The organism is Flavobacterium sp. W1B, from assembly GCF_047344965.1.
Classification (GTDB): Bacteria; Bacteroidota; Bacteroidia; order Flavobacteriales; family Flavobacteriaceae; genus Flavobacterium.
Genome location: NZ_CP178845.1, coordinates 615502 through 629521 on the forward strand (window position 1 = coordinate 615502; position 14020 = coordinate 629521).

At 34.6% G+C, this 14020-nt stretch carries 11 protein-coding genes and 1 tRNA gene; 3 read left to right on the forward strand and 9 right to left on the reverse strand.

Going from position 1 to position 14020, the window contains the following annotated elements; translation table 11 throughout:
• Positions 1-158 precede the first annotated feature (158 nt).
• Together ACMDB5_RS02725 and ACMDB5_RS02730 are read left to right on the forward strand one after the other, a co-directional pair.
• Positions 159-1475, forward strand: coding sequence for a hydroxymethylglutaryl-CoA reductase, degradative (locus ACMDB5_RS02725; protein WP_413999488.1), 1317 nt, complete (start codon positions 159-161; stop codon positions 1473-1475).
• Positions 1476-1551: 76 nt separating this feature from the next.
• Complete coding sequence (locus tag ACMDB5_RS02730) at positions 1552-2469, forward strand: GYDIA family GHMP kinase (protein WP_413999489.1); 918 nt, start codon at positions 1552-1554, stop codon at positions 2467-2469.
• 133 nt (positions 2470-2602) lie between these two features.
• Here ACMDB5_RS02730 and ACMDB5_RS02735 read toward each other — a convergent pair whose 3' ends face one another.
• From ACMDB5_RS02735 to ACMDB5_RS02760, 6 genes are all read right to left on the reverse strand, one after another.
• The gene (locus ACMDB5_RS02735) at positions 2603-4699 is read right to left on the reverse strand and encodes a peptidylprolyl isomerase (RefSeq protein ID WP_413999490.1); all 2097 of its coding nucleotides are present in this window, start codon (positions 4697-4699) and stop codon (positions 2603-2605) included.
• A gap of 108 nt (positions 4700-4807) precedes the next feature.
• Positions 4808-6067, reverse strand: a complete 1260-nt coding sequence (locus tag ACMDB5_RS02740) for a hemolysin family protein (RefSeq protein WP_413999491.1) — start codon at positions 6065-6067, stop codon at positions 4808-4810.
• Positions 6068-6070: 3 nt separating this feature from the next.
• A complete protein-coding gene (locus tag ACMDB5_RS02745; protein ID WP_413999492.1) occupies positions 6071-6265 on the reverse strand; it encodes a hypothetical protein in 195 nt (64 codons plus the stop codon).
• Between the two features lie 18 nt (positions 6266-6283).
• The gene (gene lptC / locus ACMDB5_RS02750; RefSeq protein ID WP_413999493.1) at positions 6284-6838 is read right to left on the reverse strand and encodes an LPS export ABC transporter periplasmic protein LptC; all 555 of its coding nucleotides are present in this window, start codon (positions 6836-6838) and stop codon (positions 6284-6286) included.
• 48 nt (positions 6839-6886) lie between these two features.
• A complete protein-coding gene (locus ACMDB5_RS02755; RefSeq protein ID WP_413999494.1) occupies positions 6887-8137 on the reverse strand; it encodes a hypothetical protein in 1251 nt (416 codons plus the stop codon).
• Complete coding sequence (locus tag ACMDB5_RS02760) at positions 8130-8864, reverse strand: type III pantothenate kinase (RefSeq protein WP_413999495.1); 735 nt, start codon at positions 8862-8864, stop codon at positions 8130-8132. Before ACMDB5_RS02760 ends, ACMDB5_RS02755 begins: the two co-directional genes overlap by 8 nt.
• 99 nt (positions 8865-8963) lie before the next feature.
• Between ACMDB5_RS02760 and ACMDB5_RS02765 the strand changes: the two genes are divergently transcribed.
• A tRNA-Phe gene (locus ACMDB5_RS02765) sits at positions 8964-9036 on the forward strand.
• A 154-nt stretch (positions 9037-9190) separates the two neighbouring features.
• On the opposite strand, the gene ACMDB5_RS02770 is transcribed toward ACMDB5_RS02765, so the two are convergent.
• From ACMDB5_RS02770 to ACMDB5_RS02780, 3 genes are all read right to left on the reverse strand, one after another.
• Entirely contained in the window at positions 9191-9730 is a 540-nt protein-coding gene (locus ACMDB5_RS02770; RefSeq protein WP_413999496.1) for a YSC84-related protein, read from the reverse strand.
• Between the two features lie 179 nt (positions 9731-9909).
• Positions 9910-10605, reverse strand: coding sequence for a hypothetical protein (locus tag ACMDB5_RS02775; RefSeq protein WP_413999497.1), 696 nt, complete (start codon positions 10603-10605; stop codon positions 9910-9912).
• A gap of 2 nt (positions 10606-10607) precedes the next feature.
• A complete protein-coding gene (locus ACMDB5_RS02780) occupies positions 10608-13946 on the reverse strand; it encodes an alpha-amylase family glycosyl hydrolase (RefSeq protein WP_413999498.1) in 3339 nt (1112 codons plus the stop codon).
• Positions 13947-14020: the final 74 nt, after the last annotated feature.

A 14020-nucleotide genomic window follows, 5' to 3' on the forward strand; every position in this document is an offset into this window, starting at 1 on the left:
GACCCCAATTTTAGTGAAAAAATTACAATTACATAACATTTTATATGTTAAATATTAAAAACAATATTTTTAAACTCCTATTTATGATGATTACAAAATGATTAATAAAAGAGCTAAAAACGTATCTTTGCCACTAATTACACTATAATCTACTGAAAATGAATAAGCCTATTGCCGGATTTTCGAAACTATCCAAAGAAGAAAAAATAAATTGGATTGCCAAAGAATACTTTTCAACTCCTTCCGAAGCCATAACATTACTCAAAAACTATTGGAATTCAGATGAAAAAATACAAAAGCTACACGATGAATTCATCGAAAATACGATAAGTAATTTCTATATTCCCCTTGGCGTGGCACCTAATTTCCTAATTAACGGGAAATATCAAACCATTCCGATGGCAATCGAAGAAAGTTCTGTTGTAGCCGCAGCTTCAAAATCAGCAAAATTCTGGTCGACACGAGGCGGATTTAAAGCCACGGTTATCGATACCGAAAAAATAGGTCAGGTTCATTTCCTATTCAAAGGTGATGTTTCTAAGTTGGAATTATTTTTTGTTCAAACCAAAGCAAAGTTTTTTTCGGAAACTGAAAGCATAACAAAAAACATGCAAAAACGAGGCGGCGGGATTCTGGATATTGTCCTGAAAGACAAAACCGATTTGCTAGACAATTATTTTCAACTTCATGCCACATTTGAAACCAAAGACAGCATGGGCGCTAACTTTATTAATTCTTGTTTGGAGCAATTTGCCAAAACCTTAAAAGAAGAAGCCCTATCTTACGAACTTTTTACCGAAACCGAAAAGGGTCTTCAAATTATCATGAGCATACTTTCTAATTATGTTCCCAATTGCATCGTACGCGCCGAAGTTTCTTGCCCAATAGAAGACTTAACGGAAAAACACATTCAAAATCCGCAGGAATTTGCAGAACGCTTCGTTCAAGCTGTCCAGATTGCCGAAGTAGAACCTTATAGAGCCGTAACCCACAACAAAGGAATTATGAACGGAATTGACGCCGTAGTGCTAGCCACAGGCAATGACTTCCGCGCCGTTGAAGCCGGAATCCATGCCTATGCCGCAAAATCCGGACAATATTCTAGTTTATCCCATGCCGAAATAGAAAATGGTGTTTTCAAATTTTGGCTAGAAGTTCCGTTAGCATTAGGAACCGTGGGCGGATTAACGTCCTTGCATCCATTAGTAAAGCTATCATTGCAAATGCTCGAAAATCCATCTGCAAAAGAATTAATGCAGACCGTGGCTGTTGCCGGTTTGGCTCAAAATTTTGCCGCCTTGCGTTCTTTGACCACAACAGGAATTCAGGACGGACACATGAAAATGCATTTGAATAATATCTTAAATCAGTTTGAAGCAAATGATGAGGAACGTATTTTCATCAAAAAACACTTTAAACTCCATGTTGTTTCGCACAGTGCAGTTGTCGAATTGATTGAGAATTTACGAAAATAACACTAGAAGCTAATCCTACAATTTACTTGATTAAAAAATCGAGTAAAGTCGGGAATAAAAAAGAATACAGGAATAAATGAAAAAAACATTCTATAGCAACGGTAAATTATTAATTACCGGCGAATATTTGGTTTTAGATGGCGCCAAAGCTTTTGCGTTACCTACAAAATTTGGACAAAATTTAATTATTGAATCAGGAATAAACCAGGAAATAAGTTGGAAAAGCTACGACTCAAACGGAAGCATTTGGTTTGAAGAAACCATTTCGTTTTTGGAAATTTCGTCATCCCAAATTCCGGAATCCGAATCTGTAAAAACAACATTAATAGAAATTTTGCATCAAGCCTTTTTATTGAATCCTGATTTCCTAAATAACACAAACGGCTACACCATTAGCACCCAACTTACATTTCCTCGAAAATGGGGACTGGGAACTTCCTCAACGTTGATAAACAATATTGCACAATGGCTACAAATCGATGCCTTTGTCCTGCTTAACAATAGTTTTGGAGGTAGTGGTTATGATATCGCTTGCGCCCAAAACGATTTCCCTATTTTGTACCATTTAGTAAACGGTAAACCTATTGTCGAAAAAGTATCTTTCAACCCTGCCTTTAGCCAAAACATCTATTTCGTTTACCTTAATAAGAAACAAAGCAGCAAAACATCTATAGCAAGATACCAAACAAACAAAGCCTTTAAACGCGAAAAAACTATTGACGAAATTAACAAAGTAACACAGACTATTTTGAATGCAACCAATCTAGATACATTTGCTGAAGCAATAACCGCACATGAAGCCTTAATGAGCCATGTTCTAGAAACAAGCACGGTTCAAGAAACTTTATTTTCGGATTTTGATGGAGCTATAAAAAGTTTAGGAGCTTGGGGAGGCGATTTTGTTATGGCAGTTTCAAAAGAAGATCCTACCGCTTATTTCAAGTCAAAAGGATATGAAACAATACTTACTTATGATGAAATGATTTTAAGTTAAACTACTCATTAATCATACTTACTTCATCCATCTAAAATCCGATAAAAAAACAAATAGCATAAACATAAAAAAACCGATACATATTATGTATCGGTTTTTTTTATAAATGAATTAGTAATTACCTCAAATGAAATTAATAATTGAATTGTTTTCTATTGTCTTTAATTTCAGCACTGTTTTTAAGAGCCGGTAAAACTCTGTTTGCATCTCCTGCAGATTGCGCTTTTAATTTAGCAACATAAGGAGCGTGATCTTTCAAAGCCGGAGCTTTTACAGTACTAACGTTTTTAACAACATATACCCCTGTATTTCCTTCAATTGGGGCAGATAATTTATTTGCTGCTAAAGCAAATGCATTTCCTACAACTTTAGGCTCTTGACCAACACCTACTAACATTGGGTTTTCCATGGTAACATCTGTAGCTTGAAGAACAGTAGAACCTGTAGCTTTTGCAATAGCTTCTAAAGAACTTCCAGTCATTTTAGCCTTGATTAATTCAGCCTTTTTCTTGTTTTTAAGAATTGACTCTACATAAGGTCTTGCTTGCGTAACTGGTACCAATCCTGAATCGTCAATACTTTTCACTCTTGCTATAACGTGACCAATATTTGCCAATTCAAAACGTTTTACTACACCTACTTTAGAATCACCTTCAAAAACCCATCTTACGATTGTTCTTTGATTTCCAAGAGGTCCGAAATTTTCATCCATTGCTGAAACTGTAACAGGAGCAGCTATAGTAAGTGCCATTTCTTTGGCAATTTTATTAAAATCTTTATCTGCAGCATCCATTTCAAATTTGGTTGCTTGAGTAAATATTTTATCAGAAGTCGCTTCAGAAGGCTCTACTTTTTGAGCTACTGTAGCTAAACGAATTCCGTCTTGCTTATCTGTAATTTTGATAATGTGAAAACCAAAATCAGTTTCAACTAAACCTACTTTTCCAATTCCGTTATTGAAAACAAAATCATTGAAAGGTTTTACCATTTGGTTTTGCTCAAAATAACCTAAATCTCCACCTTGTTGTGCAGATGAATCATCTGAATTTGTAAAAGCCAACATCAAGAAACTATCCGGATTAGCATTTACCTGAGCTAATATAGCCTCCGCTTTTGCCTTTGCCTCTTCTTTAGTTCTGTTCTCTTTCTTATTAGGAACTTGTGTTCCTTCATAGCTAATCAAAATATGACTCGCTTTTGCACTTACACCTGCTTTTTTACCCATAGATTTTGAAATACAATAGTATTTTCCAAACATATAAGGTCCGTAAACTTCTCCAGGAGCAAGGTTAAATAATTGATCCGCATCTACAGCTGGCAAATCTTTTTTGGCAACATAAGTTGAATCATAAGGAACATCTGAATTTGAATTTACAAACTCAATTGTATTTTTAGCCGATTTAAAACCAGGCAAAGTATCGTTTTTACCAGTAGCTTGGTTATAAACCACGCTTCCTGAAAGCAAACCTTTTATTCTTGCTTTAACCTCAGCTTCATCTGCTGCAGAGGCTTTATCTTCAATCAAAACATATTCTACTTCACGAGTTTCATCTGCTTTGAATTTCTTGTTGTTTTTCTTCATATAATCTAAAACCTCAGCATCAGTAACTTTAACGTCACTGTCCTTGATGGTAGAATACAATCCGGCAACATAAGCAAAATTCACTTTATTAGCTTCCATTTCATATTTCAACTTTCCTTCACTCTCAGTAGTAAAAGTACTTGCTTTGATCAAAGTATTATAGATTTGATATTTTGCGTTTAACTCAGCATCTTTCTCTCTATCTTTCAGAAATTGAGCTTGTGCTGGATTTGCTTTAAAATATTCTTTAAATTTTGCAAGATCAAATATTCCGGCAGCATTTAAAAACATTGGATTTCTACCAATATTTTGATCTGCTTTCAAAATTTCCAATAAGTGTTTCTCACCTACTCTTAATCCTATTTTATCAAACTCAGAAGTCAACAAAGCAACAGAAACCTCTTGATCCCAAACTCTGTTTGCAGCTGCTGTAGAAGTAATCCCTTGACCACTTTTTTCAACATTGCTTACTTTAATTCTAAAATCCTCAAACGAAATGTCTTTTCCATTGATACTTCCCACATCTTTTGATGTACTGTCGAAACTACCACTTTTAAATAAATCACCAATGATAAAAGCAAATAAAGCCAATGCGATAACTGCAATCATTAAAGCGGAACGTTGTCTAATTTTTGATAAAACTGCCATTTTTATTGTTGTTAATTTTATATTCAGTTTGCGAAAATACAATTATCTAATTAATAATTATACTAGTAGTGTTTTATTTTGCAAGAAAATTCAATTTTACAAAATAAATCACTCTTTTACGGTCATTTTAACCAATTCTATTTTTTTGTTTGTCGCTTCTTCTATCACAAAATGATAGATTCCGATGACAATTACCTCACCTTTTGACGGAATTTCCTTAGTAAAGTTAACGATAAACCCTCCTAGAGTACCATAAGAATCACTCTCCGGAATAGAAAGTTTATGGGCTTGATTTAAATACTCTACATCAAATCGAGCCGAAAAAAGATACGTATCATTCCCAAGTTCTTTTTCGATTAGCTCTTCATCGGAATCGTGCTCATCTTCAATTTCTCCAAAAAGCTCTTCAACTATATCTTCAATAGTTACAATCCCAGAAGTCCCACCATATTCATCCAAAACCACCGCAACGCTTTTTCTCTTTTTGGTAAGCAAATCTATCACATCTTTTATATAAATCGTCTCCGGAACAAATTCGACAGAAATGACGATAGACTTAATATTTTCAGGCTTTTTAAACAAATCGAACGAATGTACGTAACCTACAATATCGTCCAATGAGTTTTGATAAACCACAATTTTGGAATAACCAGTTTCTATAAACAATTCTTTTAGATCCGTGATGGAATCAAAAAGATCAATAGCCACAATTTCGGTTCTCGGACTCATTACATCTCTGGCTTTTACTCCCGAGAATTCTAATGCATTTTGAAATATCTGAATTTCTGAATCCACTTCATCGTGATCTTCAACGGTACTCATTTGTTCCGTTATATAATTCCCTAACTCTACTTTGCTAAAATAAAGCTGTATTTGATCTCCCTGAGTTCTAAAAAATCTTTTAAGGATAAAATCCGAAACCCAGATAAGAAAGCTGGAAATAAAATAAAACAATAGATAAAAACAATAAGCCGGAACAGCAAAGAACTTTATTAATGCATTTGCATAAATTTGAAAGAAAACTTTCGGCAAAAACTCAGCCGTCATCAAAACAATTAATGTTGATAACAGAATTTGAATAAACAAACTCAAGGCGTCCGAAAAATGGTAGTTCAGCGAATTAATCCAACGCATCAACAATTCACCCATAAAAAAACCATAAACAACCAGAGCAATATTGTTTCCAATAAGCATTGCCGCTATAAATTTTGACGGTTTTTCGGTAAGCTTAGTAAGTATTTTAGAAAGGAAATTATCTTGTTTTTTTTCTATTTCAAGATAAATTTTATTGGAAGAAATAAATGCTATTTCCATTCCTGAAAAAAAAGCAGATAATATTAGGCATAATATTATAATACTAATTTCCATGAATTATTGTTTTTTGTTTCGCTCTTCTATTCTTTTTGCAAATTTCAATCTAAAGAAAAACATAAAAACGGCAAGCCCAGCAATCAAAAGACTCAATATAGGTGTTGCATCAGCCATTTCCCATTTAACAAATGCATCGTAAACAAAAACTCCTGCAAAAACAAGATAAAGATAAGGTGTGTATTTCATGTAACCCATAATTTGATATTTTTATATTTATTCGGCGGTTTCTACTTCGCCAGTTATTCTTTGTGAATTTATAACTTTAAAATCCTTGCTAAAATCGATTCCTTGTCCATTGGAAACCCCTTTCAGATCTGTAAATTTAAACTTTTTTTCAGTAAAAAACCATTCGTTTTTTTGATCAAAATACAGCTGTTCTGTTTCAAGCATTTGCCCGTCTTGGGATGCAATTTTTACTTTTCCCCTTAAGTCAATAATTCCGGTAATTTTATAAGAAACGGCATAGTTTGAAGTTATGCGCGTCGTTTTAGCCTTATCATCATAAAGCGTAACATCTATTCCTTTTGGAAATTCCGTAAACGGAAAATCAACACTGGTATAATCCAGCATTTTAGAACTTACCAAAATTGCTTTTATAAGACCTGAGTCTGTATATTTCAAATTCACGTTGTCGGCATCACCATTTGGCGTAAACTCTGAAAAATTTATTTTTTGAACTTCTTTAAAATTACTTTCACACCCAAAAAACAGAGTCATGGCTAGAACCATGACTACTGAAATTGTTTTATATTTTTTTGATAAAATCATACGTCAAGATAGACAAAGTGAAATGTAACTGCTGTCGCTTTTAATATATTAATTGAATTTTCTTTTAACGAACCATTTGTCATTAAGAGAAAATCCTACACTTATATTAGCATAATTCTCCTGAATCAAATTTGAAGAAGTAGTTCCTTTTTTCCCTAATTCAAAACCAACATTCACATTAGAAAAAGCCCCTGTTATAGGAAATCCAAGTCCTAAAGTTACTCCTATATCATTTATAGATTCTGAATTAACCATCAATCCTGTTTTGTCAAATTTCAAACCACCTCTATAAACGATTCTTTTAGCATAACTTGAAAAGGAATTGTAATTAGGAATATAATAACCCCCAACGCTGTATTTCATAGAATTCTCATAAGACACATTATTCATCCCATTGTAGCTATTCACCAAATCTCCTGTACTTCCCATCACTACCTGAGCGCCTAAAAGCCATTTTCTTGATTCCCCTATTCCTGCGCCAATAGACAACTTACTAGGTAATTTCAAGTCTTTAGCATTTTTTTGTTCATCAAGAAGATCGACAATCTGCACATCAAATGAAGAATTAAACATCACTGTCGAAATATTTCTCGAATTGTTAGATGTTAATGTACTCTCAAGCGTATAATTTACACTACTGTAAAAATTAAGTTTTTTACCTATTTTAGTTTGATACATTGTCCCAATGTTAAAATTCACACCAGATAAATCTGCGTTATTCAATTCACGCGTTCCAATAGGAACTCCTGTAACAAATTCTAAACTACTGGTTTCAATTTTACCAAAATTATACTGCACATCTGCACCGATAGTAAAATTAGGAGCTATTTTATATCCCAATCCCAAAAAAGCTTTATTCAAGCCTCCCGAACCATTAAGACGTCTACTAATCGCTCCGGCGTCAGAAGACAGAGCTTCAATTTTATATCCTACAGACGAATAAGGAATCAATCCAAATCCTAATCCAAACTTACCTAAAGGCAATCCTACCGCAAGATAATCCAAAGTAGTTCTTGTCGCTTTTTCCGATTTAGAACTTGACTTTAATGTGTTTGTATTATAAGTTCCTCCAAGTGAAAAAGTGGTATATTTCAAATTAGCAAAACTTGCCGGATTCTCTAAATTGAGATGAATACTATCTTGCTCTACCGCTAAACCTGCCATCGAACGATTTTCAACAGTTCCTTTAAATCTTACATCGCCAATACCATAAAAAGAATAAGGAGACGAAGTCCCTTCTTGGGCAAAAGACGCTATCGATAAAAATAAACAAGCGCTTACTATAATTTTTTTAATCATTTTTGATTTTATATTGAAATGTTCGGTTCAAACTCTCTAAAAGAAAATTTGAATTGGCAAATATGGTATTTTTTAATCGTTTAGCCAAAAAATCTGTGTCTCCGCCCGTTAAAATTATTATAAATTTTGAACATTGTCGTTTATATTCATTAATAAAACCATCTATCTCATAAACCAATCCGTTGACAACACCGGAGTGAATTGACTCATAAGTTGATTTTCCAATGAAATTCTTAGGGCTTTCTAATGTCAACAAAGGCAATTTTGAAGTAAAATTGTGCAGGGCTTCATACCTCAATCGCAGACCGGGAGCAATAGCCCCACCTTGATAATTATCATTTTCGTCAATAAAATCATAGGTAACACAAGTCCCGGCATCAATCACCAATCTATTTTGACCAGGATATTGCAAGGTAGCTCCTGCAGCAAGAACCATCCTATCAATTCCTAAAGTATGAGGCGTTTCATAACTGTTAACAAACGGAAAAGTATCCTTATGGGAGACAAAATGCACTTCAAGTTCGTTTTCAAACTCTAAAAAAGACTCTTTTTCTACATTTCCGACCGACGCCACAACCAAATGGGTCGTTTTGTTATATTTTTTTAAAATATTTTTAATATTTTTCTGAAGCTCCGTTTTCTCAAAAACAAAATACTCAAAGGACATATCACCCTCAAAAACAGAAGCTTTAATTCTAGTATTTCCTACATCAACCGTTAAAATCATAATTATAATTTTGTTTTTGCGAAGGTACGAATACATTTTTTTTTAAAAATGTATTGCACAAACAAAAAAACATCCTATATTTGCACCCGCAACAAGCACGGTACCTTAGCTCAGATGGTAGAGCAATGGACTGAAAATCCATGTGTCCCTGGTTCGATCCCTGGAGGTACCACTTTAAAACCCGAATAGAAATATTCGGGTTTTTTGTTTATACAACTTAATTATATTTCACAAAAAAGAGGGAGCAAATTACTCCCTCTTTTTAATTCTCAAATAGTTTATATTTTAGCACCTCTTTGAATTCTTCATTGAATAACGAAAGTGCCTTACAGTTTATTAAATTTAAACTTCTGTCCACCCACAGATGCCTCGTACATAAGTCCACCCTTTTGCATAGTGAACACCATAATACCATTAGCATACTTTACATTAGCTGAGGCACCAGCTGTTACCGCTACCGCTGAAACCTGAGCAGAGAACTCCAATCGACTCTCTTTAAAACGGTCCATGTCATCCTTAGTCTCAAAAAATATCACTTCACGATATGCTTGTCCTCCTGCCTGAAATCCTATACTCAGTTGGGTCAGCTTTGCCATACCTACCATCTTGTTATGCTCATAAACAACTCCATTACCGGCTGCGCCACCTACACCAATCCCACCTTTTCCAACATTAGGAAAGATGACATAACCATTTGCTTTTTCAAAAAGCCCTTTCATAAGAGGATCCGCTTTAATAAACTCAACCTTAGCAGTCTTGCTGTCAGCAATAATTTTATTTTTCTTAGAGGCCGATTGCCCGAACATCGATGTTACACTTATTAAACAAGCCAACACCATAACCCAAATAATGCTTAAATTTTTCATACTTCCTGTTTTTAAATTATTGTAAAGCAACTCATGATACCATGCTTTTATTCATAAACTGAAGAGCAAAACATCTTTGTTCAAATATACAACAAATCCATTAGATATAAAAAAATACCTCTGATTATCAGTAACATAGATACTATTGATTTAAAACAAAATTCCAAAAAAAAAAAACATTAATTAGTTTTAAAATTCCATACCTGACCTACTGTTTCTCCTCCTTTATTATCCTTAACCACAACCCTCCAATAATAAATTTTAGAAGCTTCCACATTTACATCTAAAGTAGTTGCCGCTTTATTTACTCCAACTTTAGTCGTAGGCGGATTAGTCGTTCCAAAAAGCACATCAAAAACAAGAATATCATTTACATCTACATCAGTTGCATTCCACTTTAAAGTCACCGAAGGCGTGTTTAAAACCCCATTTAAAGCCGGCGAAACAAGTTCGGGCGAAAAAGGCAAATGATTTGTAAATCCAACTCCCTCAGTATAAAAACTGTACACCAAGGAATAACTACTCGATAAATTCTTACCATCTGTTGCTTTCACACGCCAATAATAAGCCACTCCTTTCTCTAAAGAAATTGATTGTACATTTGCTGTTCCTTCGGTTGTTTTTACAATCTGCAAAAACTGATTATCCTTTGCTACTTGCATCTGATAGATTATCGGATGTTTTTCTGCATCGGTAGATACTTCCCATTGAAAACTAATCGAATTATCAATGCATAATTTATTATTTGAAGGTGATACCAGCAAAGGAATTGTTGGAGCTGTATTTTCCTTTTCTGTAGGAGTTCCTGGATTATCACTTCCTCCACAAGAAAAAATAAACAAACAAATAAACAGCAGGTATATATATTTTTTCATCATCATTTTTTTATTATCGTTAGCACTTTAGGATTATCCAAATAAATCTTAGCAAAATAAATTCCTGCAGTTTGGCTTGCAAGGCTAAGCTCAACTTTATCATTTACAACCGGATAAACCTGTTTTGAAATTAATTGAGAAGACACATTATAAAGTGCTATTTCTACTTTACTTTTAGATTCAGGCAATGAAATCTCAAAGATATCAGCTGTTGGATTCGGATATAATGACAAAATCCCTAATGAGTTATCTATTTTATTTGAATAAATTCCCTCGCAAGCTTTAGCGGTTTTTACCTCAAGAAAATCCCCTGATTGTGCGTCTATTGAAAAAGAAGACGAGGCGGTCTCAAATAGCACAACTCCGTTTACAAATACCTGATAAGGTGCGGTTCCATTTTCAATTTCAACTGAAACTTTATTTGATAAAACAGTAGATTTCGCAGTAATCATTGTTCCTTTTGGAATCGTAACATTGTAGCATTGTTCAAATATCTTTCCTCCTACCGAAATACAAACCGTATAAGTATCAGGGGTTAAATTTGGAATAACCAAACGATTATTGACAAAATTGTACGTTTTTCCATTAACCGTAGCCGTATAATCATAGCTTTCAATTGCGTTGATATTTATCTCTCCATTGTTTTTTCCAAGACAAGTTTCGCCTTTTGATTCAATCGAAAAATTATCTATAGGCAATTCAAAGTTTAATGATTGAATATCTAATTTTGACTTTTGATTGCCATAAATTCTGAAACCACCTGGCGGCATTGAAATAGCAGCATTGATATCTGTTACGTTTAAGGTAGAATTATCCATCAGATTGTACCATGTTCCGGCATACGGAAAACCGCTAACCACATTTTGCTGTGTCACATTAAAATTAGCTATAATCAAAACATCTTTAAGCTCCGTATTGGCTAAGGCAGGATTCGTTATTCGGATATTCGGATACAATGAACTAGCATTGACCATAGTTGCAGTTCCTGAAAAAACAGGTTCAGCAATTTTTAACGCAATCATTGTGGACCAATTCTTATAAATTTTATTTCTATTAGCATTTTCCAACCAATTGTTAGTCCATTGCGGCTGCGGTTTAGTATCCAATTTACAGTCTCCGGGAATAGCATCATTAGATGTATTCACCGAACCATTATTACAGCTAAATATAGAAGGTTCCCATCCCAATTCTCCAAACTGCCAAATCATTTTTGGTCCGGGAACTAATAAAGAAACAGCTCCAATTGCCGACATTCTAGATAATGCTGTATTCAGATTTTTGACATTATGAGTTGTATTTGTACTATTGCCAAATTGCAAATTTTTGTACATCAAACGTTCTTCATCGTGACTTTCGGCATAACCCATCAATCGATTGGCGGTAAAGCCCCTGCTGGAGTTATTCATTCTGGCAATGTTAGCAGCGTATCCCATAGAAAGTTCATTATAGGTGGAGTTCATATTACCCCACATCATAATTCCCTTGCTTGGTGTTTCGGTAATCTTATAATTCGCCCATTGCTGCTCTTCGGCATCTGTGCCTAAATGTTCAAAAATGGTATAATGAGTCGGATCTAAACTCCAAGAATAATCAGCATAGGATTTCAAAACATCCACCCGATCCTGTTGATAGGAATTGGTACAACTTTCGTCCGAAGCCGTGCAATTTTGTGTAAAACCTTTGGTTAAATCCCAGCGAAATCCATCAATTTTATATTCTTCGACCCATTGCTTAATTACTCTCTGCACATAATTTTGTGTTCTGGCTTGTTGATGGTTAAAATCTTCACCAACATTATAACTATGTTTTGCAACGGTGTTAAAATATGGATTCTCAGCAGTTGGCGAACCAAATCCATCGCCATCAGGATCATTCATCCACATACGCACCATCGGATTTCTTCCAAAAGCATGATTTAAAGCCACGTCTAAGATTACCGCAATTCCGTTTTGATGGCATAAATCGATGAACTCTTTTAATTTATCCGAAGGCCCATAAAATTTATCCAAAGCCATATGAAACGAAGTGTTATAACCCCAACTTTCGTTTCCTTCAAATTCCATTATGGGCATTAATTGGATCGCATTTATTTTAAGATTTTTAAAATAATCAATTCGATCAATTAAACTCTGAAAATTACGACTGGCATCAAAATCACGAACCAAAACCTCGTAAACAACCAATTTTTCTTTTTCCGGTTTTACAAAATTAGACACTTGCCAATTGTAAGGCGTTTGCCCAGTTTTTAAAACCGTTACTTCAAAACTTTGCCCCACAGGATAAGCTGGCATATTAGGATATGTAGTAGATGGAATCCCTGAATCATCATAAGGCGAAAGAACCAAAGTCGAATACGGATCAGCAGTTTTGACCAAGCTTGGAGAATTAGCAATTGGATTGGTTTTGACCACCCAATATTGATAGGTATTATTTTCTCCCGAAACCAATCCGGTTAATTCCAACCAAAATTTCCCGGAATTTGGATCTTTTTTCATCGCATAGGATGGAGTAGGTTGCCAATTATTAAAACTTCCTGCTACATATACAAAATCCTTTAAAGGCGCATCTAAAACCAATGTAGCTCTAGTTGCATCAACAATATTATAATTTATCCCATCAACTAAACCCGCAGGCATCGTTTCTGAAACCGTATTCGGATTTACAATTACCGAGAATTTTTTGGAAACAACATTAGAACCCTGAGAAACAACTAATTCATAATTCTGATTAGTCGCGACAGCAGCATGTGTATAAGAATAGGAAGCGGTACTTAAATTTGAATTCAAAACAACACCATTTGCTTTTAAAACGTAACTCGCATCTCCGTTTGTATTTGTTGCCACAATATTAAAATTTGTGCCTGAAGCGATAACCGTAGAGCTATTTTCAACTGGAGCTGATAATGCTACTTGAAACGAACCGACAGCAACCAAAATGTCTTGCGATTTTTTATCACCGGTTCCGTCTTTAGCTTTGATCAAAAAACCTATTTTACCAATTCCGGCAGTATTGTAATAGGCTGTCGGCGTAATCGTTTTGGTATAGGTGTCTGTTGCTGAATTGTAAGTAAACCTGCTAGCTTCGGTTGAAGCAGTCCAATCACCGTTATTCGGGGTTCCTTTTTGAGTACTACCGCTTGTATCGAAAGCCCAAGCCCAAAGATACAGCGCATTCCCTGTTACACCCCAAGCAGCTTCGTTGATACTACTTCCGTTAATCGTTATGGTTATTGCAGTCGTCTCCTCAAAAGTGGCAGGGTTTACAGAATAACTAACAGTTTGTTGCTGCGCAAAAGTTATTAGAGTAAACAGTCCAAAAAATAAAAGTAGTGTTTTTTTCATGGTTTGGTAGTTATTAAAATTCAATAAAAAAAGGGCTATACGAAGACAGCCCTTTTCAATAATTAAAATCAATT